Annotated in this window: 27 protein-coding genes; 3 read left to right on the top strand and 24 right to left on the bottom strand. The window is 49.5% G+C overall.

The window, feature by feature from the left end:
• Positions 1-10: 10 nt before the first annotated feature.
• The 15 genes from odhB to O4H47_RS08725 all read right to left on the bottom strand — a co-directional run bounded on the left by odhB (position 11) and on the right by O4H47_RS08725 (position 14,958).
• A complete protein-coding gene (gene odhB, locus O4H47_RS08795) occupies positions 11-1,546 on the bottom strand; it encodes a 2-oxoglutarate dehydrogenase complex dihydrolipoyllysine-residue succinyltransferase (RefSeq protein ID WP_269393585.1) in 1,536 nt (511 codons plus the stop codon).
• Between the two features lie 34 nt (positions 1,547-1,580).
• A complete protein-coding gene (locus O4H47_RS08790; protein WP_269393584.1) occupies positions 1,581-4,562 on the bottom strand; it encodes a 2-oxoglutarate dehydrogenase E1 component in 2,982 nt (993 codons plus the stop codon).
• A gap of 161 nt (positions 4,563-4,723) precedes the next feature.
• A complete protein-coding gene (gene sucD, locus O4H47_RS08785) occupies positions 4,724-5,629 on the bottom strand; it encodes a succinate--CoA ligase subunit alpha (RefSeq protein ID WP_269393583.1) in 906 nt (301 codons plus the stop codon).
• Positions 5,630-5,632: 3 nt separating this feature from the next.
• The gene (gene sucC / locus O4H47_RS08780) at positions 5,633-6,829 is read right to left on the bottom strand and encodes an ADP-forming succinate--CoA ligase subunit beta (RefSeq protein ID WP_269393582.1); all 1,197 of its coding nucleotides are present in this window, start codon (positions 6,827-6,829) and stop codon (positions 5,633-5,635) included.
• A gap of 47 nt (positions 6,830-6,876) precedes the next feature.
• Positions 6,877-7,839, bottom strand: a complete 963-nt coding sequence (mdh, locus tag O4H47_RS08775) for a malate dehydrogenase (protein ID WP_269393581.1) — start codon at positions 7,837-7,839, stop codon at positions 6,877-6,879.
• A 135-nt stretch (positions 7,840-7,974) separates the two neighbouring features.
• Positions 7,975-9,132 (bottom strand): cell division protein ZapE, encoded by a 1,158-nt coding sequence (gene zapE / locus O4H47_RS08770; RefSeq protein ID WP_269393580.1) that lies wholly within the window; start codon positions 9,130-9,132, stop codon positions 7,975-7,977.
• Positions 9,132-9,761, bottom strand: coding sequence for an AprI/Inh family metalloprotease inhibitor (locus O4H47_RS08765; RefSeq protein ID WP_269393579.1), 630 nt, complete (start codon positions 9,759-9,761; stop codon positions 9,132-9,134). The genes zapE and O4H47_RS08765 overlap by 1 nt, the downstream gene beginning before the upstream one ends.
• Positions 9,762-9,931: 170 nt before the next feature.
• The gene (locus tag O4H47_RS08760; protein ID WP_269393578.1) at positions 9,932-10,159 is read right to left on the bottom strand and encodes a hypothetical protein; all 228 of its coding nucleotides are present in this window, start codon (positions 10,157-10,159) and stop codon (positions 9,932-9,934) included.
• 5 nt (positions 10,160-10,164) lie between these two features.
• Complete coding sequence (locus O4H47_RS08755; RefSeq protein ID WP_269393577.1) at positions 10,165-10,647, bottom strand: DUF2059 domain-containing protein; 483 nt, start codon at positions 10,645-10,647, stop codon at positions 10,165-10,167.
• Positions 10,648-10,721: 74 nt separating this feature from the next.
• Entirely contained in the window at positions 10,722-11,498 is a 777-nt protein-coding gene (locus O4H47_RS08750) for a succinate dehydrogenase iron-sulfur subunit (RefSeq protein ID WP_269393576.1), read from the bottom strand.
• A gap of 18 nt (positions 11,499-11,516) precedes the next feature.
• Positions 11,517-11,960: a DUF3052 domain-containing protein gene (locus O4H47_RS08745; protein WP_269393575.1), complete on the bottom strand. Its 444-nt coding sequence runs from the start codon at positions 11,958-11,960 to the stop codon at positions 11,517-11,519.
• Positions 11,961-11,988: 28 nt separating this feature from the next.
• Positions 11,989-13,794: a succinate dehydrogenase flavoprotein subunit gene (gene sdhA, locus O4H47_RS08740; protein ID WP_269393574.1), complete on the bottom strand. Its 1,806-nt coding sequence runs from the start codon at positions 13,792-13,794 to the stop codon at positions 11,989-11,991.
• 6 nt (positions 13,795-13,800) lie between these two features.
• Positions 13,801-14,184: a succinate dehydrogenase, hydrophobic membrane anchor protein gene (gene sdhD, locus O4H47_RS08735; protein WP_269393573.1), complete on the bottom strand. Its 384-nt coding sequence runs from the start codon at positions 14,182-14,184 to the stop codon at positions 13,801-13,803.
• A gap of 15 nt (positions 14,185-14,199) precedes the next feature.
• Positions 14,200-14,577, bottom strand: a complete 378-nt coding sequence (gene sdhC / locus O4H47_RS08730; protein WP_269393572.1) for a succinate dehydrogenase, cytochrome b556 subunit — start codon at positions 14,575-14,577, stop codon at positions 14,200-14,202.
• 174 nt (positions 14,578-14,751) lie between these two features.
• Positions 14,752-14,958: a DUF1737 domain-containing protein gene (locus tag O4H47_RS08725; RefSeq protein ID WP_269393571.1), complete on the bottom strand. Its 207-nt coding sequence runs from the start codon at positions 14,956-14,958 to the stop codon at positions 14,752-14,754.
• A 128-nt stretch (positions 14,959-15,086) separates the two neighbouring features.
• On the opposite strand from O4H47_RS08725, the gene O4H47_RS08720 reads away from it, so the two are divergent.
• Positions 15,087-15,731: a carbonic anhydrase gene (locus O4H47_RS08720; RefSeq protein ID WP_269393570.1), complete on the top strand. Its 645-nt coding sequence runs from the start codon at positions 15,087-15,089 to the stop codon at positions 15,729-15,731.
• A gap of 7 nt (positions 15,732-15,738) precedes the next feature.
• On the opposite strand, the gene O4H47_RS08715 is transcribed toward O4H47_RS08720, so the two are convergent.
• The 9 genes from O4H47_RS08715 to leuD form a co-directional block, all read right to left on the bottom strand.
• A complete protein-coding gene (locus O4H47_RS08715) occupies positions 15,739-16,173 on the bottom strand; it encodes a GNAT family N-acetyltransferase (RefSeq protein ID WP_269393569.1) in 435 nt (144 codons plus the stop codon).
• 95 nt (positions 16,174-16,268) lie between these two features.
• Positions 16,269-17,306: an aspartate-semialdehyde dehydrogenase gene (locus O4H47_RS08710; RefSeq protein WP_269393568.1), complete on the bottom strand. Its 1,038-nt coding sequence runs from the start codon at positions 17,304-17,306 to the stop codon at positions 16,269-16,271.
• Positions 17,307-17,649: 343 nt separating this feature from the next.
• Positions 17,650-18,156 (bottom strand): GDYXXLXY domain-containing protein, encoded by a 507-nt coding sequence (locus O4H47_RS08705; RefSeq protein ID WP_269393567.1) that lies wholly within the window; start codon positions 18,154-18,156, stop codon positions 17,650-17,652.
• Positions 18,149-19,339, bottom strand: a complete 1,191-nt coding sequence (locus O4H47_RS08700; protein ID WP_269393566.1) for a DUF4401 domain-containing protein — start codon at positions 19,337-19,339, stop codon at positions 18,149-18,151. Before O4H47_RS08700 ends, O4H47_RS08705 begins: the two co-directional genes overlap by 8 nt.
• Positions 19,329-20,381 (bottom strand): DUF2157 domain-containing protein, encoded by a 1,053-nt coding sequence (locus O4H47_RS08695; RefSeq protein WP_269393565.1) that lies wholly within the window; start codon positions 20,379-20,381, stop codon positions 19,329-19,331. Before O4H47_RS08695 ends, O4H47_RS08700 begins: the two co-directional genes overlap by 11 nt.
• 59 nt (positions 20,382-20,440) lie before the next feature.
• Entirely contained in the window at positions 20,441-21,538 is a 1,098-nt protein-coding gene (gene leuB / locus O4H47_RS08690) for a 3-isopropylmalate dehydrogenase (RefSeq protein WP_269393564.1), read from the bottom strand.
• A gap of 114 nt (positions 21,539-21,652) precedes the next feature.
• On the bottom strand, positions 21,653-22,078 hold the full coding sequence (locus O4H47_RS08685) for a hypothetical protein (protein ID WP_269393563.1): 426 nt from the start codon (positions 22,076-22,078) through the stop codon (positions 21,653-21,655).
• A gap of 86 nt (positions 22,079-22,164) precedes the next feature.
• On the bottom strand, positions 22,165-22,554 hold the full coding sequence (locus O4H47_RS08680; RefSeq protein WP_269393562.1) for a RidA family protein: 390 nt from the start codon (positions 22,552-22,554) through the stop codon (positions 22,165-22,167).
• Positions 22,555-22,675: 121 nt separating this feature from the next.
• Positions 22,676-23,284, bottom strand: a complete 609-nt coding sequence (gene leuD / locus O4H47_RS08675; RefSeq protein WP_269393561.1) for a 3-isopropylmalate dehydratase small subunit — start codon at positions 23,282-23,284, stop codon at positions 22,676-22,678.
• 156 nt (positions 23,285-23,440) lie between these two features.
• Here leuD and deoD point away from each other — a divergent pair, with 156 nt between their 5' ends.
• Both deoD and O4H47_RS08665 read left to right on the top strand, forming a co-directional pair.
• A complete protein-coding gene (gene deoD / locus O4H47_RS08670; RefSeq protein WP_269393560.1) occupies positions 23,441-24,151 on the top strand; it encodes a purine-nucleoside phosphorylase in 711 nt (236 codons plus the stop codon).
• 65 nt (positions 24,152-24,216) lie between these two features.
• Complete coding sequence (locus tag O4H47_RS08665) at positions 24,217-25,239, top strand: NAD-dependent epimerase/dehydratase family protein (RefSeq protein ID WP_269393559.1); 1,023 nt, start codon at positions 24,217-24,219, stop codon at positions 25,237-25,239.
• Positions 25,240-25,254 lie beyond the last annotated feature (15 nt).

Raw genomic sequence — 25,254 nt, 5'->3', positions numbered from 1 at the left:
CCGATTAGAACTAGAGATCCAAAACCAAACGCTGTGGATCTTCCAAGCTTTCTTTTAGGCGCACCAAGAACGTCACGGCTTCTTTGCCGTCAACAATTCGGTGGTCATAAGAAAGCGCTAGATACATCATTGGGCGAATCACAATCTCACCATTCACAACCACAGGGCGTTCTTGGATTTTATGCATGCCCAAAATACCAGATTGTGGTGCATTCAAAATTGGGGTCGACATCAATGAGCCGTAAACACCACCATTTGAAATGGTAAAGGTGCCGCCCTGCATATCAGCCATGGACAATTCGCCGTCGCGTGCTGCACGGCCCAATCGGCCAATTTCTTGCTCGACTTCTGCAATGCTCATCTGATCTGCATTACGAACCACAGGGACAACAAGGCCCTTTTCGGTTCCAACAGCGACCCCAATGTGGGCGTAGTTTTTGTAGATTAGATCATTGCCATCAATCTCAGCATTAACCGCTGGAATTTCTTTGAGTGCATGCACAACCGCACGGGTGAAAAAGCCCATGAAGCCAAGTTTTACGCCATGCTTTTTCTCAAACAAATCCTTATACGACTTGCGCAAGTCCATCACAGGCTTCATGTCCACTTCGTTAAAAGTGGTCAACATGGCCGCGGTGTTTTGAGCTTCTTTTAGACGTGTCGCAATGGTTTTGCGCAGACGGGTCATTTTCACCCGTTCTTCGCGCGGCGCATCATCAACATTTGACGGGGCACGCGCTGGCGCAGGGGCTGCTTTGGTCACAGCTGTGGTGCCCAAGTTCGCAACGGCTGAAAGCACATCCTCTTTTAACACCTGACCACGCTTGCCAGAACCGGCAACGTCAGCGGCATCCATATTTTTCTCAGCAAGCATTTTTGCAGCAGATGGTGCAGGTGGCATTTCAGTACCCCCAACAGCAGGAGCTGCCGCTGGCACTTGTGCAACGGGCGAAGGTGCTGGTGCTGCTGTAACCGCAGCTCCACCTTCACCAGGCTGAACACGGGCAAGCAATGCACCAACTTCAACCGTCTCACCACTCTCAGCGAGAATTTCAATCACCGTACCGGCAACTGGAGAGGACACATCCATCGCCGCTTTGTCGGTTTCAAGTTCAACGATTGCCTCGTCCAACTCAACCCGATCGCCGACTTTTTTGAACCATTGGCCAACATCTGCTTCAACAACAGATTCGCCCGCTACCGGCACCACAATATCTACTGGCGCTGCATCATTTTTATCTTCGCTCGCCATGCTGGCCTCGCTCGTTTCTTGCTTGTTTTGACTTTGTTCGGTTGGTGCCGCTTTAGCACCATCCGCAATGACTCCAATTAAAGCGCCTACTTCCACCGTTTCACCTTCTGAAAAGCTTATCGCTTCCAGAACGCCGCTTGCCGGTGCACTCACTTCAATTGTTACCTTATCCGTCTCCAGTTCAACCACCGGTTCGTCCGCATTAACGGCTTCCCCCGGCTTTTTGAACCATTGCCCAATCGTGGCTTCTGTCACGCTCTCGCCAAGAGTGGGCACTCGAATTTCAACAGACATTACGTCGAATTTCCTATCTAAATTCTGTTGTCAATTACTCTGCAAACGCCTCATCCAAGAAGGCCTGCAATTGCGCCAAGTGCGTGCGCATCAAGCCAGTTGCTGTAGAGGCAGAAGCCGCACGACCCACATAACGTGGACGCTCACCTGCCCGATCCATTTGCTCCAATACCCATTCAACATAGGGCTGAATAAAGAACCAAGCGCCCATGTTTTTCGGCTCTTCTTGACACCAAACAACTTCAGCGTTTTTGAACCGCGAAAGTTCGTCATGCAAAGCCTTTGCAGGGAACGGATAGAGCTGCTCAAGCCGCATCAAATAGACATCATCCACACCACGTTTTTCGCGATCTTCAAGCAGGTCAAAATAGACCTTGCCCGAACAAAGGATCACGCGACGGATCTTGTCATCGGATTGCAGTTTGATTTCTGTCTTGCCGTTCGGGGCCTCCGCATCATCCCACAATAAACGGTGGAATGTGCTATTGGGTCCCAATTCCTCAAGCGTTGAGGTGCAACGTTTGTGACGCAGCAAGCTCTTTGGTGTCATCAATAGCAAAGGTTTGCGGAAATCGCGCTTCAATTGGCGACGCAAAATATGGAAATAGTTCGCCGGAGTTGTACAGTTGGCCACTTGCATATTGTCTTCCGCACAAAGCTGCAAATAACGCTCCATGCGCGCTGAAGAGTGTTCAGGGCCTTGGCCCTCATACCCGTGTGGCAACATCAGCACCAAACCGGACATGCGCAACCATTTGCGCTCACCTGACGATATGAACTGATCGATCAGCACCTGCGCGCCGTTCACGAAATCACCAAATTGCGCTTCCCAGATGGTCAGTGCATTTGGCTCTGTCAATGAATACCCATATTCAAACCCAAGCACCGCCTCTTCTGACAGCATCGAGTTGATCACTTCATAGCGCGCTTGGCCCGGATCAACATTGTTGAGCGGGGTATATTGCGCGCCTGTTTCTTGATCATGGATCACCGTGTGGCGCTGCGAAAAGGTGCCGCGCTCGCAGTCCTGACCGGACAACCGCACTGGATGGCCTTCGCTAACCAAGGAACCAAAAGCCAATGCCTCAGCCAACGCCCAATCAACACCATCACCAGCCTCAATCACCTTGCGGCGATTGTTCATGAAACGTTTGATGGTTTTATGGGCGCTAAAGCCTTCAGGAACTTCCGTGATCTTGTTGCCCAAAGACACCAAACGATCAATTTCAACGCCAGAGTTGCCGCGACGCGCACCATCTTCAGCCATAGACAGGTTTTTCCAAGCCCCATCCATCCAATCGGCCTTGTTTGGCTTATAATCATCGCCTGCATCAAATTCGGCTTGCAAATGTGTGCGCCAGTCTTCGATCAACTGATCAACTTCTTTGGCACTCAACACGCCCTCTGCAACCAAACGGTCAGCATAAATTTGCAAAGTCGTGCGATGCGCGCGAATGCGTTTATACATTTCTGGTTGCGTAAAGGAGGGTTCGTCGCCTTCATTGTGTCCAAATCGACGATAGCAGAACATATCGATCACAACAGGCTTCTTGAATTTTTGGCGATATTCAATCGCCATCTTCGCGGCAAAAACCACGGCTTCAGGATCATCGCCATTCACGTGCAACACGGGGGCTTCAATCATTTTCGCCACATCGGTTGGATAGGGCGAAGACCGCGAGTACATCGGCGCCGTTGTAAAGCCGATTTGGTTATTGATCACAAAGTGGATGGAGCCGCCTGTGCGGTGCCCTTTAAGCCCTGAAAGACCAAAGCACTCTGCCACAACACCCTGACCAGCAAACGCTGCATCACCATGCAAGAGCAAAGGCAATACCGACGAGCGATCTGTTTTCTTTGGTGGGATAAAGATGCCATTTTCAGCATTATGCTGATCTTGTTTGGCCCGCGCTTTACCCAATACAACAGGGTTCACAATCTCAAGGTGAGAAGGGTTAGCGGTCAAAGATAAGTGGACCTTATTGTCATCAAATTCACGGTCAGACGATGCGCCAAGGTGATATTTTACATCCCCAGAGCCTTCCACATCGTCCGGCACGGCAGAGCCGCCCTTAAACTCGTTGAACAAGGCCCGGTGTTCTTTGCCCATCACTTGGGTCAACACATTCAATCGACCACGGTGCGCCATGCCAAGCACAATGTCTTTAACGCCCATTGCGCCGCCGCGCTTGATGATCTGTTCAAGCGCTGGGATCAGGCTTTCGCCCCCATCCAAACCAAAACGCTTGGTGCCCGTATATTTGACGTCCAGAAATTTCTCAAAGCCATCTGCTTCGATCAATTTCTTCAAAATCGCAATTCGCCCTTCTTTGGTGAACGCGATTTCTTTATCTGGCCCCTCAATGCGCTCCTGCAACCAACCCTTTTCATCCGGGTTCGAAATATGCATGAATTCGATCGCAAATGTGGAGCAATAAGTGCGCTTCAAAATATCGATCATCTCAGGGATCGTGGCATATTCAAGCCCGAGATAATTATCGATAAAAATCTTGCGGTCGTAATCTGCAGGGGTAAACCCATAACTTGCTGGATCAAGTTCGGGCGCAGTTTCCAGAACCGCTAAGCCCAATGGGTCAAGATCTGCATGCAAATGACCGCGCATCCGATAAGCGCGGATCATCATAATCGCATGGATCGAATCCCGCGTGGCCTGTTGCACATCTTCAGATGATAGATCGCGACCAGCACTCTTTGCCTGGCTCTGTATAGCCTTTACAGATCGCTCTTCGACATCGCCCCAATCGCCATCCAGCGCGGAAATAAGTTCGCTGCTTTCAGCCTTTGGCCAATCTTTGCGCGCCCAAGAAGGGCCCTTTGCGCTTTTGATAACGTCGAGTGCATCATCGTCCATTGAGCCAAAAAAAGACCGCCATGTCTCATCAACACTGGCGGGGTTTTCTTGAAATTTCGCATAAAGCTCTTCGATATAGCCCGCGTTGCCTCCATCAAGGAAGGAAGTGAGCAGAAACGCAGAGTTCTGTTCTTGTCGTGTCATGACTTGCCTGGCGAGGAGTGGCCTCGTCGTCCCCTAATCCAAATACCTTCAAAACCAAAGGTAAAATACAGATCGGCGTTAGTGCCGATATTAGTCATTTAGTATCGCGCGCGAGGCGTTATGTTTCGATTAACGCTAATTCGCGCGCGATAATTGCTGTGTTAGCCCTTCAGTGCCTTAAGAAGGGTTTCACCAATTTTGGCAGGTGAACGAGACATATTTATGCCCGCTGCTTCCATAGCCGCAATTTTGTCTTCAGCGCCGCCTTTGCCGCCAGAAATCACCGCACCAGCGTGGCCCATTGTCCGACCCGGAGGAGCTGTAAGACCCGCAATGAAACCAGCCATTGGTTTCGAACGGCCTTTTTTCGCTTCATCCATAATGAACTGCGCGGCTTCTTCTTCAGCTGAACCACCAATTTCACCGATCATCACAATCGATTTGGTTTCGTCATCCGCCAAGAACATTTCAAGCATATCGATAAATTCAGTGCCCTTAACCGGGTCACCACCAATACCAACAGCCGTTGTTTGGCCAAGGCCAGCGTTCGTTGTTTGGAACACAGCTTCATAAGTCAACGTACCAGAACGTGACACAATGCCCACGGAGCCTTTTTGGAAGATGTTGCCCGGCATAATGCCGATTTTGCATTCTTCTGGGGTCAAAACGCCGGGGCAGTTTGGACCGATCAAACGTGAATTTGATTTTTCAAGCGCACGTTTCACCTTCACCATGTCCATAACAGGCACGCCTTCAGTGATACATACGATCAATTCAACTTCAGCCTCAATGGCTTCAAGAATAGCCGCAGCCGCACCAGCCGGTGGTACATAGATCACAGATGCATTTGCGCCTGTACGTTCTTTACCTTCAGCAACCGTTGTAAAAATTGGCAATTCAGTGCCATCAAGACCGGAAGTCCACTTTTCGCCGCCCTTTTTTGGGTGCGTGCCCCCGACCATTTGCGTACCGAAATAGGCAAGCGCTTGTTCGGTGTGGAAAGTACCGGTTTTACCGGTCAGGCCCTGAACCAATACTTTTGTGTCTTTATTGATCAATATTGACATTGGTTATGCCCCCTTCACTGCAGCAACGATTTTTTGTGCAGCATCATCAAGATCATCCGCAGCGATCACGTTTAGGCCGCTTTCAGCGATTAGTTTTTTGCCTTCAGCAACTTTTGTGCCTTCAAGACGCACAACAAGTGGCACTTGCAAACCAACTTCTTTCACCGCTGTCAAAACGCCTTCAGCAATCACATCGCAGCGCATAATGCCGCCAAAGATGTTGACGAGAATGCCTTTAACGCTTGGGTCAGCTGTAATGATTTTAAACGCTGCTGTTACTTTTTCTGCGTTCGCACCACCGCCAACGTCCAAGAAGTTCGCAGGCTCTTCACCGTACAATTTGATGATGTCCATTGTCGACATCGCCAAACCAGCGCCATTCACCATGCAACCGATTGTGCCGTCCAAAGCGATATAGGCGAGATCATATTTGCTCGCTTCGATCTCTTTTTCGTCTTCTTCCGTCAGATCACGCAATTCAGCGATATCTGGGTGACGGAACATGGCGTTATTGTCGAAAGAAACTTTTGCATCCAACACCCGGAGGCGACCATCTTTCATCACGATCAATGGGTTGATCTCAAGCAAAGCCATATCTGTTTCAACAAATGCTTTGTAAAGAATAGGGAAGAGGTTCATCCCATCGTCTTTTGCAACACCGTCAAGTTCCAAAGACGCGCAAATCTTTGCAGCATCGTCAGCAGTTACGCCAGTATCTGGGTCAATTGGCAAAGTGTGGATTTTATCCGGTGTCTCTTCAGCAACCGCTTCAATGTCCATGCCCCCTTCAGTCGACGCCACAAAAGCCACACGGCCAGTTGTACGATCAACCAAAATTGACAAATAAAGCTCGCGCTCAATGTCAGCACCATCTTCGATATAAAGCTGGTTGACTTGTTTGCCGGCAGGACCAGTTTGCTTGGTCACCAATGTGTTGCCGAGCATTTCGTCAACATGGGCTTGCATTTCATCCATTGAGAACGCCAAACGAACGCCGCCTTTGGCGTCTTCTGGTAGCTCTTTGAATTTGCCTTTACCGCGTCCACCTGCATGGATTTGGCTCTTGACCACCCACAATGGGCCACCAAGTTCTTCAGCTGCCGCTTTGGCTTCTTCACTTGAAAAGATCGGAATGCCCTTTGCAATTGGCGCACCAAAGGAGGCCAATAGTTTTTTGGCCTGATATTCATGAATATTCATCGCGTCGCTCCGCTCTGGTTAGCGATTTTGTTCTATGATGCGTCCAATTACGCCAGTTTAGGCGCAATCTTCTTACAAGCTTCAACCAAGCCTTCCACCGCGCCGACAGACTTGTCGAACATGGTTTGCTCTGACTTGTTCAACGAAACTTCTACAACCCGTTCAACACCATCGGCGCCAAGTACTACAGGAACACCCACATACATTCCCTTAACGCCGAACTCGCCTTTCAAATAGGCTGCGCAAGGAAGCACACGCTTTTGATCGTTCAAATAGCTTTCAGCCATTGCAATCGCAGATGCGGCAGGTGCGTAAAAAGCAGATCCAGTTTTCAACAAGCCCACAATCTCAGCACCGCCATCGCGTGTGCGCTGAACGATTTCTTCCAAACGCTCTTTCGTGATCCAGCCCATTTTGACCAAATCAGTCAACGGCACACCAGCAACATTTGAGTAACGTGTCAACGGCACCATAGTGTCGCCGTGGCCACCCATCACAAACGCTGTTACGTCTTTAATTGAAACATTGAACTCGTCAGCAATAAAGTGCTGGAAGCGAGAGCTGTCCAAAACACCCGCCATGCCAACAACCTTGTTTGCTGGCAAACCAGAAAAACGCTGCAACGCCCAAACCATCGCATCAAGCGGGTTGGTGATACAGATCACAAAGGCGTCCGGTGCATATTTGGCGATACCTGCGCCAACTTGCTCCATGACTTTTAGATTGATTTCAAGCAGGTCATCGCGGCTCATGCCCGGCTTACGGGGCACACCAGCGGTTACAACCACAACGTCGGCGCCAGCAATATCTTTATACTCTGAAGTGCCTTTAAGATTGCTGTCAAAACCATCAACGGCTGATGTTTGAGCAAGGTCGAGCGCTTTGCCCTGTGGTACGCCATCAACGATGTCGAACAAAACCACGTCACCAAGTTCCTTAGATGCCGCCAAGTGTGCGAGCGTGCCACCGATTTGACCTGCACCGATCAGCGCAATTTTTTTGCGAGCCATTTGTGAAGTTTCCCTATAGGTAAGGTTGAGTTTTTCCTGACCTTCCTTACCCCCATAGTTGGTGGTGTGCAAGTGACCCGTTCGTCTAACAATTCATACTATTGGGGGGTGTTGGGCGGTTTGCGCCAAATGCGTCTATTCCGCGGCGTCCTTGCGCGGCGCTGCCAAATAGTCTTTTGACTGCATTTCAATGAGCCGAGAAATCGTACGTTGGAACTCAAAAGCCGTTTTATCATCTAGGCTTAACCCGTCCAATTCCATCTCAAAAGAGGCCACAAGCTTATCGCCTCGATCATAGAGCGTATCGATCAGCAAAATGAACCGTTTAGCCGCATCGGACCGAGCACGCTCAAAGCGCGGGATGCCTTCAATGACAAAAGTATGAAAATGATGCGAGAGCCGCAAATAATCCCGTGCCCCAAGCGGGGCTTCGCATAACTCTTTAAAGCCGAATCGCGCTGCGCCCATGAAGTGCCGCTCAACCACAAAATCGCGCCCCATCAAATCAATATGCTGCGGATCCGCTTCCACCCCACCCGTTAGCGTGCGCCAAGCTTGATCTAGCCCAGGACGGGTTTCATTTTCAGGGCCAAAGAAATAGACCGGTTGGGTTTCCAATTTTTGTCGCCGATAATCGGTATCCGAAGCAAGCTTGAGCACATCTGCATGTTCAAGCAACAAATCAATAAACGGCAAAAACAACTGTCGATTAAGACCATTTTTATAGAGTTGGTCAGGCACCACATTCGAGGTCGCCACCACCACAATACCCGCTTCGAACAGTTTTTCGAACAAGCGCTTGAGCAACATCGCGTCGGTAATGTCGTTGACGTGGAACTCGTCAAAACACAGCAATTTCACATCCGCAATGATGGGCGCTACAACATATGGAATGGGGTCGCCCGACTTATCTGCATCGCCGCTTTTGCGAAAGGCCGCAATGCGGTTGTGCACTTCATCCATAAACTCGTGAAAATGAACCCGTTGTTTGCGCGGTTCTTGCACCGCTTCAAAAAACATATCCATTAATAAGGTTTTGCCGCGCCCCACGTCGCCCCAAACATAGAGCCCTTTGATCAAGCCGTCGCGCTTTGATCTTTTGGAGAATTTGGCAAATAGGGATGTTGATTGTTTGGGGGCATCTATTTGTTTGCGTACTTCGTCAAGCGCCGCAACGCATTTTGCTTGCTGATGATCCGGCTGCAAAACACCGTCACCAATCAAAGCCTGATAGGTCGCGCCGACGCTGCCAACATCACTGCAAAGATGTACAATGTCAGCAGAGCTATCCATTAGCCAACCATCGAAATGCCTTGGCCACCCACCATGGTGCCCACAAATCGATCGCCATTTTGTAGCAATGCCCCAATCAGCTGACCGGCTTCATTAAACAATTGCACCTGATTGCCTGCCAACTGCCATGAGCTCACAGCCGCAATGGCTGGTACTGTGCACCCCGGAGACGAAGCCCGATAGCGACCAGTTGAGCCTTTTGCAGATTGGGTAAGGTTTAAACGACAAGTCTCTTCCCCGCTTTGCACGGTCCACACACCAAGTAACTTCAAAGTCGTCAGCGGCCCAGTGAGGTCACGGCCCGCAACATTGGTGTTTGTGTCCAAATCATCCAGCGAAACAAAAGAAGGATCAGCATCGCCAAATAGGTTTTCAGCATCCCCATCGATACGCCCATCAGTGAACGTTGGATCCCCATTTGTGCTTGTTTGTGTGTTTGCTTCACTGCCCACCGGGGGCAAAGACGACTGATTAACCGACCCATTGTCCACGGGAGTCAATTGTTCTGGGGGTAAATTGGATGTCGCAACCCGCGACCCAAAAGGAGATGAGGTTGAGGTACAAGCAGATAAGACCAACAAAGCGCCAAAACTTGCGCCGATCGCCAGTTGCTTAACAACAATTTTCATTCCAGATCTCCTTTGTCGAGATTCTAAGGTTTGCACCATAACGGGAAATCCTTAAAAGCCCTTCAATTGCACCCATGCGCTTGAAAGCCCTAGTGGCCGAACGAATGTGGCGAACATGGGGCATCAGCCCATCGGGGCTGCTTAATTGATGCTTTTGGAAAAATAAAGCCCTACTTAGCGACAATATCGGCCATCAATGCCTCTGCCAACAATTGCGCATCCTCGGCTTCATCCTCTGGAACCTGAATAGAGATGCCATTGGGACCCGCCATTCCACCCATGCCAGACACACCAATATCGGTGCCTTCAATCGGGTGAAACCCATGCCCTTTAAGAGCAGGAATGAGGACGCGCGCGTGCGCCACATCCTCAACTTTAATGATTGTTTTGATCCCCATAGACTTTAGCCCTCAACCAATCCCTTTTCCTCTGCCAACGCATAGAACTTTTGCATTGTATGCGGCAATTCCTGCTGCAATTTTTGCATCATGTTTGGCATAATCTCGCTCATTAGCTTTGGCGCGTTTGTCAGCGTTTTCTGACCCAATTCAGACTGATAGAATGTGATCAAGTCCTCCAATTCTTGCTCGGTATAGTTTTCGGCATAAAATTCAGTCACGTCGCCAATAACTGATCCTATCATTTCCTCAACCAGTTTTGCATATTCCATTTTCATTTCGGCAAGATCATCTTCGCTCGGATTCTTGCTTCTATCAACGATACTGGCTTTCAAAGTTGGCCAAATCGCGTCCACCATTTGATCAACCATTGCCCCCGTTGTTGTTTGCTCAACAACCTGCGCTGCCAATTTCTGGCGCAATGCATCATCTGCGTGTGCTGCGCTGAACGAGCAAAACAGAATTAAGATCCATGCGATATTTCTCATAATTCAACCTTTAAAACAGAAAAAGTCACCCTTTGGGGGCGACTTTTTCGAATTGTATCGATGATCCACTCAGACTAAACCCGACGCTCAACCATCATCTTTTTGATCTCACCAATCGCCTTGGCTGGGTTCAAACCCTTAGGGCAAGTATTGGTGCAGTTCATAATAGTGTGGCAACGATATAGACGGAAAGGATCTTCCAAATCGTCCAAACGCTCGCCTGTTGCTTCATCCCGGCTATCAATCAACCAGCGATAGGCTTGCAACAAAACAGCTGGGCCTAAATAGCGGTCGCCATTCCACCAATAGCTTGGGCATGATGTTGAACAACATGCACAAAGAATGCACTCGTAAAGCCCATCAAGCTTTTCGCGATCTTCCCGGGCTTGCAACCACTCTGCCTGCGGTTCAGGCGACTTGGTTTTGAGCCATGGCTCAATTGAGCGGTGCTGAGCGTAGAAATTGGTTAGATCTGGCACCAAATCCTTGACCACAGGCATATGAGGCAGCGGATAAACAGCAATTGGGCCGTCAAACTCGTCCATACCTTTGGTACAGGCCAGTGTGTTCATGCCGCCGACATTCATCGCGCACGATCCACAAATCCCTTCACGACAAGAGCGACGCAACGTTAGGGTCGGATCGATTTTGTCTTTGATATACAAAAGCGCATCCAAAACCATCGGGCCGCAATCATCCAAATCAACAAAGAACGTGTCGATCCGTGGATTGTCGCCACTATCAGGATCAAACCGATAGATATGGAACTCGCGCACATTCGCACCAGATGGCTTTGGCCACGTCTTGCCTTTGGTCGGCTGCGAGTTTTTCGGCAGTGTCAGTTGTACCATCAGAGGGAGCTCCCAATCTTATCCATGCAAGTGCCGCCTTTCTTTGCGTATGACCAGTTTCAACCCTGACCAAATCGCATCAACCGCACAAACTTTTACATCCACCAAATCAAGTGAAAGCGCCTCAGCGCGTACCACATCCTCGGTGATATCTGTCTTAATTTTCGAGGCCTTTTTGGGCCAAGAAATCCAAATCATACCGTCTGGGGCAATAAGGCTTTGCAAACGCTCCAGATTAACTTTCATTTCGACGTGGGACATGGTGAAACCATGAATAACATCATATCCCATTTTCAAGGCCACCAACCCATCCCAATCGCTTAGGGTCAGTTCTTGGAATTGGCAGGCGTCTTGCAAGGCGATCTGTGTAGCAGGCAAGTTCAAGAACAATACCCGCTGTCCATCTCTTAGGCCCAATTTCTTGGGCAATGGTGTGCCGGAATATCCTTGTTGCGCAACCACGTTGACCGCCTTTGCCTAACCCATTCCCTTAATAGACCCGCGCTTTAGGCGCGATCTTTTTCAAGTCAACATCTTCGGTCAGCGGATCAACATGAACACCGCGATAGCTCAATGCCACATTGCCATTTTCATCAAGGCGAGAAATGGTGTGCTTGCGCCATGTTTTGTCGTTCCGGTCCGGATAGTCTTCACGTGCATGGGCGCCGCGACTTTCTTGACGGGCTTCAGCTGACACCACAGTGGTCAAAGCGTTTGCCATCAAGTTTTCAAGCTCTAGGGTCTCCACCAAATCCGTGTTCCAAATCATGGAATGGTCGTGAACTTTCACGTCGCCCATTTCTTTGAAAATGCCAGTCATGCGTTTCACGCCAGACTGCAAAGTCTCCTCAGTCCGGAAAACAGCTGCGTCTTCTTGCATGGTGCGTTGCATCTTGTCGCGCAGCGCAGCAGTTGGAGTTTTACCATCCGCGTAGCGCAAGCGATCCAAGCGATCCAATGCTTTTTCTTCGCTGGTTGGATTAACGTCAGGCACTGGTGTTTCTGGATCAACCACCTTGCCCGCTTTAATCGCCGCTGCACGGCCAAACACCACCAGATCGATCAGTGAGTTTGAACCTAAACGGTTTGCCCCATGAACTGATGCACAACCCGCTTCGCCCACAGCCATAAGGCCGGGCACAATCGCGTCTTCGTTCTCAGCGGTTGGGTTTAACACTTCGCCCCAATAATTGGTCGGAATACCGCCCATATTGTAGTGAACCGTTGGAATAACCGGAATTGGCTCTTTGGTCAGATCAACGCCAGCGAAAACTTTTGCGCTTTCAGTAATGCCCGGCAAACGCTCAGCCAATACCGCTGGATCAAGGTGATCAAGGTGCAAATAGATATGGTCTTTGTTGGGACCAACGCCACGACCTTCACGAATTTCCATGGTCATGCAACGTGAAACCACATCACGTGACGCCAAGTCTTTCGCGTTTGGTGCATAACGCTCCATAAAGCGCTCGCCTTCGGAGTTGGTGACATAACCACCCTCGCCGCGCGCGCCTTCAGTAATCAACACGCCAGCGCCATAAATGCCGGTTGGGTGGAACTGAACGAATTCCATATCCTGCAAAGGCAGTCCCGCGCGGGCCACCATGCCGCCACCATCACCTGTGCAGGTATGCGCAGAGGTTGCAGAAAAGTAAGCACGGCCATAACCGCCCGTTGCCAAAACTGTTTGTTTGGCGCGGAAACGGTGGATGGTGCCATCGTCCAATTTCCAAGCAATTACGCCAATACATTCGCCATCTTCGCTCATCAACAAATCAGTTGCGAAATACTCGATGAAAAACTCAGCATTATTGCGCAAAGACTGGCCGTAAAGCGTATGCAAAATCGCGTGGCCTGTCCGGTCAGCCGCAGCACACGTGCGCTGCACCGGTGGGCCTTCGCCAAAGTTTTGCATGTGCCCACCAAACGGACGTTGGTAGATCTTACCCTCTTCTGTCCGCGAGAATGGCACGCCATAATGCTCAAGCTCATAAACCGCTGCGGGGGCTTCCCGCGCGAGATATTCCATCGCATCATTGTCCCCAAGCCAATCGGAACCCTTGACGGTGTCATACATATGCCACTGCCAACTATCTGGCCCCATATTGGACAAAGAAGCTGCAATGCCACCCTGCGCCGCAACCGTGTGCGAGCGGGTTGGGAATACTTTAGAGATACAAGCGGTGCGCAAACCCTGCTCAGCCATACCAAGCGTTGCGCGCAACCCAGCGCCACCAGCGCCAACAACAACCACGTCAAATGCGTGATCGATAATTTCGTAAGAACCCTTGCGTGCCATCAGGTCTTAGCCCCCAAAACTCAGTTTAAGAAGCGAAACAACTGCAACCGCAGCGACGCCATAGGAAAAGAATGTATTCAGCAAAATCAAAACCAGTTTGCTGCCTTCAGCTTGCACATAGTCTTCAATGACCACCTGCAAACCCAAACGCATATGGATTGATGCGCTCACCACCGTCAAAATAGTAAAAGCCGTAATAACCGGGTTAGAAAATGTCTCAAGCATCTGTGCGCGGTCCGCGCCGATCAGCGAAACAACCAACCAAACCAAAAACAGCATCAACGGCACATTTGCCACAGCGGTCATGCGCTGGGTCCAAAAATGTCCGGTGCCTTCCTTGGCAGAACCAAGGCCTGTGACCCGCGAATAAGGGGTACGATAACTCATCATCAGCCTCCCAAGGAACTAGATTAAAACGAACAGCCACAACAGGGCGGTCAACACAACGCCACCAGCCAGCGTGAGCCAACCATATGTGTAACGTTCCGGACCATAGCCTTTGCCCATGTCCCAAACAAAGTGACGCAAGCCACCAAGCATGTGATGGAACAAGGCCCATGTGTAGCCGATCAAGATCAGCCGGCCAAACCAGTGGTTGAAAAAGCCCTGCGCCATATCAAAAGCGCCATCGCCAATCGCTGCGGCGGCGAACCACCACGCGAGCAATGCTGTGCCAAAATAAAGCCCTGTACCCGTAATTCTGTGCACAATGGACATGGCCATCGTGATCTCGAATTTATAGATTTGCAGGTGCGGCGAGAGAGGTCGATTAGGTTCAGCCATTGCGACAGGGCCTCTTGATCTTTTGCGTTAAGTCCTTGCCAAAAATGCAAAGACACTGAAACATCTACTCGTCATTGACAGATTCGTCAAAGAAACGAGCCTTGTTCTTAAGTCGGAGACCCTACATTACCTATAGGTAAACAAAGGTTAACCTTGCGCCAATTGCATCTGGCTCTAGTATTCTGTCAAGGCTTTTTCCATATCAAACGGCTGGTCAGCCACTTGTTTTGTGACCGCTTGCCCGCATCGCATCTTGTTTTCTTCAGCATCAAAAACATATTTTGGTTCCCCATAAAGCGCCCAACCTTCGCTGAGGGCTTTGCTCACCCGTTTGCAAAATTGGCTGTCGTCATCATTGGTTATAAAGCGATAGATCTGCATAAAAACTCCATTAATCTCCTCACTTTTTCAACGAATTGAGAACTTTTGCAAGTTATTCGTTTTTTGCAGGTCAGATGCCACTTTTGATGCATTGAAATATTTTGGATTTAGCTGTATTCGGAAAACCTATGAACAAATTTCCGACCAAATTGCTCAACGGTTATCGTGAATTCATGGATGGCCGCTTTATTGAAGAGCGCGAAAAAATCCGGGACCTGGCCTCAAAAGGTCAAACCCCTTCAACAATGATCATCGCATGTTGCGACAGCCGTGCAGCGCCTGAAATGATTTTCAGCGCCCACCCTGGCGAATTGTTTGTGGTGCGAAACGTGGCAAACTTGGTGCCCGAATACGCCCCAGACGGCCGCCATCACTCAACCTCCGCAGCGATTGAATTTGCGGTCAAAGGATTGGGCGTTTCCAATATCGTTGTCATGGGCCACGGCCGGTGCGGTGGCATTGCCGCAGCACTTTCAGGCGGCGACACCAAACTGGACGAAGGTGATTTCATCGGCAAATGGATGAGCCAACTTGGCCCGGTGGCCGAGCAAGTGGCAGCCGCGGGCATCATGACAGATGGCGAACGGCAAACAGCACTTGAACGTGTTGGTGTGCGTCAATCCATCAACAACCTTAAGTCGTTCCCCTATATCGGTGAATTGGTCGAACAAGATGCCCTGTCCCTACATGGCGCTTGGTTTGATATCTCAACTGCTGAATTATGGGTTATGGACGGCGAAACGGGTGATTTTATGCGCCCTGAAGCCAGCTAAACAACCACTAGCTTTGCCAACGATACAACCGATCGGGGAGTTTTTCTTCATTCTCCCCGTCGGTTTCTTTTACAGCGACAAAGCCGTTCTTTTCGTAAAACGCGCGTGCGGCCCAATTTTGTTGAAAACACCAAAGCTCTAACCTGTCATGGCGTTGTTTTGCTTCATCCAGCAACATAGCGCCAACGCCTTGCCGACGCACCTCAGGATCCAAATATAGATGGGCAATCCACCCCTCAAGATCCACCAGAAAACCAACCACCCTCTCATCCTTGACCGCCAACGTGATGCGGCCCCGGCCCAACATTTCACACATATGCGCTCGGTCTTCTGCTGGTGTGTGCACAAAGGGCAAAAACGGCAAAGCAACTTGGCGCGAGCGCAAAAATATATCTGCAATCGTTTCAATATCCGCATCAGTCGCAAGGCGTAATTGGAGCAAGGATTTTCCTAACGGAACCAAAGTTAAGCTCAATTGATCAAAGAAAAAAGCCGAGCACAAGGCCCGGCTTCAATTCCCAGTAACTTGGTTGAACCCTATGCCGCTTTGGTCATCAATCCGCGCTCGATAATGCATTCAGCAATTTGTATCGTGTTCAGCGCTGCGCCTTTGCGCAAATTGTCTGAAACAACCCAAATGTTCAGGCCGTTCTCAACCGTTGCGTCTTCACGAATACGACTGATGTAAGTCGCATCTTCACCCGCAGCTTCAACAGGGGTGATATAGCCACCATCTTCACGACTATCCACAACAGCAACACCAGGTGCTTCACGCAGTATATTGCGCGCTTCGTCGGCTGTAATCTCGTTCTCAAACTCGATGTTGACGGCTTCAGAGTGCCCAACAAACACTGGCACGCGCACGGCCGTGCATGTCACTTTGATTTTTGGGTCGAGCATTTTTTTGGTTTCAGCCAAAACTTTCCACTCTTCCTTAGTGTACCCATCTTCCATGAAGACATCGATGTGCGGGATCACGTTAAAAGCGATTTGTTTTGTGTAAACGGACGGCGTTGGCATGTCGGTCACATAAATGCCTTTGGTCTGGTTCCACAACTCGTCAGAAGCTTCTTTGCCTGAACCAGAAACAGACTGATAAGTCGAAACCACAATACGTTTGATTTTCGCAAAATCGTGCAAGGGCTTTAGTGCCACAACAAGCTGCGCTGTCGAGCAGTTCGGGTTGGCGATAATGTTCATACGATCATTAAGGGCCATGTAAGTATCAAGCGCATGGGCATTCACTTCAGGCACGATCAAAGGAACGTCTTGGTGGTATCGCCATGCGGACGAATTATCGATAACGATGCAGCCTTGCGCGCCAATAATAGGTGCCCATTTTTCTGAAATGGTACCGCCAGCAGACATGAAAGCAAAATCAACGCCCGTGAAATCAAAGTGCTGCAAATCTTTGCACTTCAACGTTTTGTCGCCAAATGAAACTTCGCGCCCAACCGAACGAGATGATGCAATCGCAACCACTTCGTCTGCAGGAAATCCACGTTCTGCCAAAATTGAAAGCATTTCGCGACCCACATTTCCTGTGGCGCCGACAACCGCTACTTTGTAACCCATAATCGTTTGATCCTTGTCTTCACCCCCCGCACAACATTTTAAGAACGTTGCGGCCGTCGTTTTGACCCTCCACCCTGTCGGGGGAAAGCCCAGGGAAGACGGTTAAACGGTTTTGGTGGTGGTCTTTTTTGTTGTTGCAAGTGCTTTGGCCACGCCACCGGTGGTGGTCATGGTCTTCATCTTCATCGCTGTTTTAACAAACACGCGCATCAAATGCTCACACTTTGGTCAAAAAATAACTGTCGCCTTTTCTAACGGCAAATGCTTAAGAGTCAATAACGCATTTGCCCCTATCCGTTCCGTGCGCCCACATAAAGATGCACAAAGCCGGTCAATTCTTAGCCTACTTAAACCCCAAAGTTTCACGTGGATTGATCAGTTGAAACTTTTCGTCCGCCAATCCGCGTAGTACATAATCACGCCGGTCAGCACCAAAAACAAAAACCGCATATTCTGCCTCGGAGAAGGCCTCGCCCTCCCCCTCCTGAAACAAATAACTATTGGGGACCAAGGTTGGACGCGATGAGGTTTTGCTGAAATGCACCAAATATTCTGCATCGCCCAGCGCGGCACCATCATCCAATCGCGCAAATTGCGCGACACCATTTTGGTCCGGACTGATCACAATATTGCCGTTGCGCACTTTTGCACCAATTTCAGCAGCCGCCACATTTTCAACTTCGAACCCGAGCCGCATAAAATCACCCTGCAACAATGATCGCGGATCAACGGGCCGCAACTCCAAATAAACGAGCTCGCCATTGGCAATCACCCGCTCTTTTTGCACCACGCCAAAATTGAGCAATCCCAAGACCAACACCCCAAAGCCAAGCATCAACCAGTTACGCATTTTCAACCTCCGCGTTCAACGGATTGAAAAACCGCAGCAACACGAACCGTGCTGCCAATATGGCGATACCAGAGCCCAAAAGCATGTAGCTCTTGATCAATAAGGTCACATCCAGCGAATAATAAAAAAGGAACAAATAAATCGGCAAATAGATCAGGCCGATCACCCACAAAACCCTGTCGTGCCGCACATGCCCAAGCGCCATAAGCGCAACCGCAAACAACACCCCATACAGACCCAAAACGGCTAGAATGATGATACAACAAATCACAATGACATGCTCAAGCGACTTAAGCTTTTGCCAACCGCCGATGAGGAACGCGTAAAGAGTCGACACGGCGCAAAAACCTACGACCACCATGCCCAAATCCACGCCTAGTTTGACATCAATTGTTGACCCAAGGGACCAATACACTTGGTTATCAAGAGGCAAAAACTTATAGGCCAAGAACAAAACAACCGCATAAAAATATACGGAAGACAGGTACCGACGATTTTGAATAGCGATCAGCACGGCAGTCATACCAATCAGCAATGAAACGGACAGGGTTGAGACCAGCACCCCAGCGCTGCGAATTCTCATGATCTGCGCTTCATCGCCGCGCCCAAGAACTCGCATATAATCCTGCGGCAACAGGACTCTCAGCATTTCAGCACCAAACGCCACATCAAGCAGGAAAAGCGATACCAATATCGCCAAAAAGGCTTCCAAGTACATCCGGTAGAAAAACAGTGATGCAAGCGTGATGAGCGAAAAGACGAGGGCGACAATCCAACCGCTTTCAGAGCGAAACAGCCCTGTGTCAAACCAACCAAAAAGCGCCGCCAGCAAACAGGCCTTTCCCACCAGCAAGAGCGATAAATACATTAGCCCTTTAAAGCTATATTGCTTTTCAAGCATTTTATATGAAGTACGAAATTTCCAAGCAGCAAAACCTGTGGCCAAAACACCAATTGTGCCCGCCACATGTTCCCAACGACTATCTAGTCCCAACAAGGCAATAAGGCCCGCAATCGCCACCACCATCATACCCAAGATGAACAGCCCTGCGATCACCCGAATGATAATGGCAAAAACGCCAAACTCGCCATCTTTTCGTTTGCTTTCACTCATCCAAACTTGCTCAGAAAATGGCACACCGTAAGCATTTAGGCGCGTAATCGCATGTTCCTTACTCAACATTGCTGACCTCCCGCGCAGGACCGGGAGCGAACTGATGCAGGTCTAAGAACTTGATCCCACCCCAAAAAATGCCGGCCACAACCGCAGCCATAAACAGGCCACCAAACAACAAACCGCCATCGCCCCAATCAAATATCCATTCGGCAAACAAGATCAAGAAAATGGTCGACACCAAAATCGAACTGATCAACGTCCAAATCTGCGCACCGACCAAAAGCTTGAATCGCTTAAACGCCAAATAATAGCCCGCGCAATGCAGCGCCAAACCAATCAGCCCAGCAATTGTGCGAAGATCGCCGTTAAAGGGATCGCTTGGAATATAAAATCCGTAACGCATGGTGAATACCCACGCGCCGATCAAAAAAGCGGTCAAGGTGAGAGAATAGAACAGCCAAATCCACGAAAACCAATTGTGATCAAGCCAACTGCCCGGCTGCTTGGATGCAAGGTGACTTTGCAGCCCATAGGCAAGCAAACCCAAAAGGGCCAAGGGGACATCAATTTCGATGCCATCGCCCACGGTTTGCACCCAAAAAACAAGCAAAAATGTATGCGCAACAACCAACCACAATGTCCAATGCGCCAAGGATTTAGACAGGATCACCCATGGCAAAATCAATAGGGCCCACATCATGAACAATTGATAGGCGTCGGCTCCGGTTTGGTAAATCTGACCAAACACCGCCATGAATACGCCAACGAAGATACTCGCCCCAATCGCCAATGTTTGACCCGCCCCATCATCCAACCCGCGCCAAAGCGAAACCAACAAACAGCCGACAAGTGCCAAATCAATTAAGCCAAGTTTTTGCCAACCCGGCATGTCTTTCCAATTGAACGCAAAGAAGAACACAATACCCGCAAGCACCAAAATTGCACCGACGGCCAAACTTAGCTTGTCGGCCCATTGCCCCCATAAGTCGCGCGGCTGCACCAGCTGTTTTAGGAATTGCATTCCGGCCCGCGGCAACTTGCCGTCGCGGTACAACTGCTCAATGTCCTCATTGGTGAGGGGCTGATCAAAGTCAATTGTTTTCGTCATAAAAAAGGGCACCAAAAATGATGCCCAATTTAGAACTGAAACTGTAAAAAGCGCAAGCGCTAGAGTTTGGCGATAATCGCATCGCCCATTTCTGCGGTCGACACCTTTTTGCAGCCGTCTTGCATAATATCGCCGGTGCGATAGCCTTCATCCAATACAGCCGCGATGGCAGCTTCAACCTTGTCGGCCAATTCAACCATTTCGAAGGAGTAGCGAAGCGCCATTGCGAAGCTGGCAATCATGGCGATGGGGTTGGCCATGCCTTGACCCGCAATATCAGGCGCAGAGCCATGAACAGGCTCGTACAAGGCTTTGCGTTTACCCGTTCCCGCATCCGGCGCTCCCAAGGAGGCTGAAGGCAACATGCCCAATGACCCAGTCAACATGGCCGCCGCATCTGACAAGATATCGCCGAACAAATTATCGGTCACAATCACATCAAATTGCTTTGGATTACGCACCAATTGCATCGCACAATTGTCCGCCAAAATGTGATCCAGTTGCACGTCAGCATATTCGCTTTCATGCAAGGCGCTCACCACTTCGTGCCACAAAACGCCCGATTTCATCACATTGCGTTTTTCAGATGATGAAACCCGATTGTCGCGTGTGCGTGCCATATCAAAGGCCACGCGCGCAATGCGCTCAATTTCATAAGTCTCATAGACTTGCGTATCAATTGCGCGTTTTTGGCCATTGCCCAAATCATGGATCTCTTTTGGTTCACCAAAGTAAACGCCACCGGTCAACTCGCGAACGATAAGAATGTCCAAACCTTCAACAATCTCGCGCTTTAAAGATGAGCCATCAGCCAAAGCCGGATAGCAAATTGCAGGGCGCAGATTTGCGAACAGACCAAGGTCCTTACGCAAGCGCAAAAGCCCCGCTTCTGGGCGCAACTCGTAAGGCACATTGTCCCATTTAGGACCACCAACAGCACCAAAGATCACCGCATCAGCACTTAACGCTTTTTGCATGTCTTCTTCAGAAATCGCGACCCCATGCGCATCATAAGCAGAACCGCCCACAAGACCGGTATCAAAAGCAACGTCTGCAAGACCTTTTGCGTTGAGATGGGCGATTAGCTTTTCAACTTCCGCCATAATTTCGGTGCCGATGCCGTCGCCGGGCAACAATAAAAGATTTTGCTGTGCCATAATGATGCCTATCAAAAATTAATCCAATTGCGGCTTTGCTACGCGCAACAAGCGAGACTGACAAGGCTTTGTGCGCCAAAACCGTCTAAAACCATCATCGTTTGGGCGAAACAATCAACGCGGCTTATCTTTAAATACTGCTGCCAAATGCAGCAAGCCGATAAAGAGTGCCGAACCCGAGAAGATAAAATCACGCATTTGTGGCGCCTCGCCATCAGAGAATTGGGTCATTCCGCCCAGCTGTAGAACAATCACGCCACCGCGCAGCAAAAACACAATGCCGATGCCAATCATCAAATAGCGCGCCCAACGCGCGAGTGGTTTGTTCGTGCCCGCCCAATAAGAAATGATCGCCCATGCCAAAAACACGGTGGAAATTGCGCCGGTAAGAATAGCGGGCCAAGTTTCGCCCCGCGCATCAGCTTCAGCCATCACCTTACCTGCCCGCAGGAACAGATAAGCGGGCTCTCCAATAACAATGGCCGCCACATGCATGACAAAGAGGATAAAATCAGCCAAAGCTGCAAAAACAAAAAGCATCACCACTTCTCCAATATAACATACGCAAGCGTATCTTAATATTCATTATCTGAAAAGTGGACATTTCACCACACGAGAGAAGCAGATTAATCGCCAGCACCGATGCGCGCAGTCACCTCGATTTCAATTTTCATTTCTGGTTTGATCAGCCCCGCGACCACCATTGTTGCCGCAGGGCGAACTTCACCAAAATACTTACCCGTGACTTCAAAAACATCATCTGCGAACGCAGGATCAGTGATGTAATAACGCGCCCGCACCACATCTTTTAACGAGGAACCCGCCTCTTCAAGCGCCGCTGCGATGGTGTTAAAACAGTTTAGTGCCTGTGCAGCCACATCTTCAGGCATGGTCATGGTTTTATAATCATACCCTGTGGTGCCCGCCACATGCACCCAGTCCCCGTCTTTAATCGCACGCGAATAACCCGCCTGTTTTTCAAACGGTGATCCTGTGGAAATGCGTTGTACAGCCATATCAAAAACCCATGCCTATGAATTGTATTTTTTCAGCATAACGCGCGCCCAAAATCTGGCAAACAAAAAAGGCGGGGACATTCCCCGCCTTAGAACTCAACATCATTTCGCTTAAAGGGATCTAAATCCAGGGACGCGAAGCTTCCATTTTGCTTTCAAAGCCAGAAATCGCTTCGCCCTTTTCCATGGTCAATCCAACATCGTCCAAACCTTGCAGCAAGGCTTGCTTGCGCGATGGATCAATATCAAAACTGATTGTGCCCCCATCTGGGCCCGAAATTGTTTGCGCCTCAAGATCAATGGAAATCGTTGCGTTTGATCCACGGTCCGCGTCATCCATAAGTGCGGCCAATTGTTCTTCGGTAACAACCACCGGCAAAATGCCGTTTTTAAAGCAGTTGTTGTAAAAAATGTCGGCAAAACTGGTTGAGATCACACAACGTATGCCAAAATCTTTAAGCGCCCATGGCGCATGTTCACGGCTGGACCCGCAGCCAAAATTGTCGCCCGCAACAATAATCGATGTGTTGCGATAGGCATCTTTGTTGAGCACAAAATCTGGCTTTTCTGTCACGCCATCTTCTTCAAAGCGCATCTCAGCAAAAAGGGCAGAACCCAATCCGGTGCGCTTGATGGTTTTCAGATACTGTTTTGGGATAATCATATCTGTATCGATATTGATAAACGGCAATGGCGCAGCAACGCCTGTTAATGAGATGAACTTATCCATTTGCGACTTCCCTAGTAAATGCAGCCTTTTCAATGCATCAGCTGTATTAAGGCGTCAAGCCCCACACGCAACGCTCAGGCCCTTGAGCCAATCAAATCATTGAAACTGATTTCAAAAAATGGCTAGATGACATCAAAACTTTGACCGGAGAGTAAAATGACGCCGCACAATAATGCAAAATTCGGTGATTATGCTGAAACTGTTCTATTGCCGGGCGACCCTTTGCGCGCCAAATGGGTAGCTGAAACGTTTCTAGAAGACGCAAAACAAGTCAATTCGGTCCGCAATTGTTTGGGATATACCGGCACATTCAATGGCAAACGGGTCAGCGTGCAGGCAACAGGAATGGGCCAGCCCTCTCTTGCGATCTATGTCAATGAATTGATCGATACATATGGGGTGAAAAACCTCATCCGCATTGGCACTTGCGGCGGTCTCAACAAAAAAGCAAAAGTCCGCGACCTAATTTTGGGCATGTCCGCTTCAAACGAAGGCAATATGTTCAAAGAAGTGTTCGGCAAATTCACCTTTGCACCAACCGCAGATTTCTCCCTTTTGCGCAAAGCCGCAGATTTAGCCGACGAGAAAAACATAACGTGGCACGCCGGTGGCATTGTTTCAGGCGATAGTTTTTATCAACCCCTAGGGTTAGACGCCTATAAACCCCTCACCGCACACGGCATTTTGGCCGTTGAAATGGAAGCGGCGGCCCTTTACACCATCGCGGCACACAAAAACTGCAAAGCCTTGGCCATTTGTACCATTTCAGATTGCCTAATCACAGGCGACGAAATCGATGCAGACCAGCGCCAAACATCTTTGACCGACATGGCACAATTATCACTGGAATTGGCGGCGTCTATATAGTTCCCGCAATTGTTGCGCCTATTCTCTTCGCCTAGCCTGACAACAAAATAACAAGGAGTGATTCTGTGCAGTGTTTGGTTGTTGGGGGCACAGGTTTTCTCGGTGGGGCGATTGTTGATCGCCTGGCCATGGCCGGTCACTTTGTCGATGTGCTTTCACGTGGTAATACCCAGCGCACCTGCCCAGATAATGTCCGTTTTGTTCAAGCAGACCGCCACAGCGACCTCTCAGAGATCAAAAGCAAACAGTATGACTGGGTTTTTGATACCTGCGCTTTTTCACCTGACGCTGTGGATAGATTGCTCGACGCTGTGGGGGAAGATATCAAACGCTACATCTTTATCTCATCACTCTCAGTTTACGCGAATTACGAGACCCAAGGCCTCACGGAGGAGCATCCTTGCCCCACTGCAACTGACCAAGAACTGGCAGCTATTCAAGATATCCCAGCCGACAAAAAGGGCAGCGCCCCCGCCTATGGCAGCGCTTATGGGCCACTCAAACGATCATGTGAAATAGCGGCAGAAAAACGACTAGCGGACCGATCGACGAATTTGCGGGTCGGCTTGCTTGTTGGGGCGGGAGACTACACCGACAGACTTGGCTATTGGGTGCGCAGAATTGATGAAGCCCATGGCAACAGAAAAAGAATGATTGCGCCTGCTCCAAAAAACAGACTTGTGCAAATGATTGATGTACATGACATCGCAGATTTTGCACTGCTTTGCGCGGCCAATGGGTTTGGGGGTAACTTCAACATCACCAGCTCGCCCATGCGGTTTGCGGATTTGTTGCAAGTAATCGCTACTAAAACCGGCTCACAACCAGAAATCAATTGGGTCACCAATAGCGAGATTGTTGCGGCAAACATTTCGCCATGGACTAACGTTCCAATGATGCCCCCAGATTCACCCCAATTTAAACATTTCTTCGAAGTTGATACATCAAAAGCAATCAAAGCGGGCCTTAGGTGTCGCCCCTTACCCGAAACGCTTCTGCCGTTGATTAATTGGGATCGAACACGTAGAGAAATCAATCTCAAATGCGGTTTAACGCAGGCGATGGAAGACAAACTTCTACCAACCTAAACGCACATAAGTCTG

Source organism: Maritalea porphyrae (assembly GCF_027213965.1).
GTDB lineage: Bacteria > Pseudomonadota > Alphaproteobacteria > Rhizobiales > Devosiaceae > Maritalea > Maritalea porphyrae_A.
Note: the sequence above shows the minus strand (reverse complement) of the source record. Positions and strands in the feature narration are given on the sequence as shown.

Bases quoted from the DNA above. Each gene is read 5' to 3' on its own strand.
- O4H47_RS08700 (WP_269393566.1), bottom strand. From the start codon at position 19,339: ATGTTGAGTAAGGAACATGCGATTACGCGCCTAAATGCTTACGGTGTG.
- O4H47_RS08720 (WP_269393570.1), top strand. From the start codon at position 15,087: ATGAACAAATTTCCGACCAAATTGCTCAACGGTTATCGTGAATTCATG.
- zapE (WP_269393580.1), bottom strand. From the start codon at position 9,132: ATGGATAGCTCTGCTGACATTGTACATCTTTGCAGTGATGTTGGCAGC.
- O4H47_RS08725 (WP_269393571.1), bottom strand. From the start codon at position 14,958: ATGCAGATCTATCGCTTTATAACCAATGATGACGACAGCCAATTTTGC.
- O4H47_RS08755 (WP_269393577.1), bottom strand. From the start codon at position 10,647: ATGAGAAATATCGCATGGATCTTAATTCTGTTTTGCTCGTTCAGCGCA.
- O4H47_RS08705 (WP_269393567.1), bottom strand. From the start codon at position 18,156: ATGCGTAACTGGTTGATGCTTGGCTTTGGGGTGTTGGTCTTGGGATTG.
- sucC (WP_269393582.1), bottom strand. From the start codon at position 6,829: ATGAATATTCATGAATATCAGGCCAAAAAACTATTGGCCTCCTTTGGT.
- O4H47_RS08760 (WP_269393578.1), bottom strand. From the start codon at position 10,159: ATGGGGATCAAAACAATCATTAAAGTTGAGGATGTGGCGCACGCGCGC.
- leuD (WP_269393561.1), bottom strand. From the start codon at position 23,284: ATGGATAAGTTCATCTCATTAACAGGCGTTGCTGCGCCATTGCCGTTT.
- O4H47_RS08685 (WP_269393563.1), bottom strand. From the start codon at position 22,078: ATGCTTTTTGTTTTTGCAGCTTTGGCTGATTTTATCCTCTTTGTCATG.
- O4H47_RS08710 (WP_269393568.1), bottom strand. From the start codon at position 17,306: ATGGGTTACAAAGTAGCGGTTGTCGGCGCCACAGGAAATGTGGGTCGC.
- deoD (WP_269393560.1), top strand. From the start codon at position 23,441: ATGACGCCGCACAATAATGCAAAATTCGGTGATTATGCTGAAACTGTT.
- O4H47_RS08695 (WP_269393565.1), bottom strand. From the start codon at position 20,381: ATGACGAAAACAATTGACTTTGATCAGCCCCTCACCAATGAGGACATT.
- sdhA (WP_269393574.1), bottom strand. From the start codon at position 13,794: ATGGCACGCAAGGGTTCTTACGAAATTATCGATCACGCATTTGACGTG.
- O4H47_RS08765 (WP_269393579.1), bottom strand. From the start codon at position 9,761: ATGAAAATTGTTGTTAAGCAACTGGCGATCGGCGCAAGTTTTGGCGCT.
- sdhD (WP_269393573.1), bottom strand. From the start codon at position 14,184: ATGATGAGTTATCGTACCCCTTATTCGCGGGTCACAGGCCTTGGTTCT.
- odhB (WP_269393585.1), bottom strand. From the start codon at position 1,546: ATGTCTGTTGAAATTCGAGTGCCCACTCTTGGCGAGAGCGTGACAGAA.
- O4H47_RS08790 (WP_269393584.1), bottom strand. From the start codon at position 4,562: ATGACACGACAAGAACAGAACTCTGCGTTTCTGCTCACTTCCTTCCTT.
- sucD (WP_269393583.1), bottom strand. From the start codon at position 5,629: ATGTCAATATTGATCAATAAAGACACAAAAGTATTGGTTCAGGGCCTG.
- leuB (WP_269393564.1), bottom strand. From the start codon at position 21,538: ATGGCACAGCAAAATCTTTTATTGTTGCCCGGCGACGGCATCGGCACC.
- O4H47_RS08750 (WP_269393576.1), bottom strand. From the start codon at position 11,498: ATGGTACAACTGACACTGCCGAAAAACTCGCAGCCGACCAAAGGCAAG.
- mdh (WP_269393581.1), bottom strand. From the start codon at position 7,839: ATGGCTCGCAAAAAAATTGCGCTGATCGGTGCAGGTCAAATCGGTGGC.
- sdhC (WP_269393572.1), bottom strand. From the start codon at position 14,577: ATGGCTGAACCTAATCGACCTCTCTCGCCGCACCTGCAAATCTATAAA.
- O4H47_RS08680 (WP_269393562.1), bottom strand. From the start codon at position 22,554: ATGGCTGTACAACGCATTTCCACAGGATCACCGTTTGAAAAACAGGCG.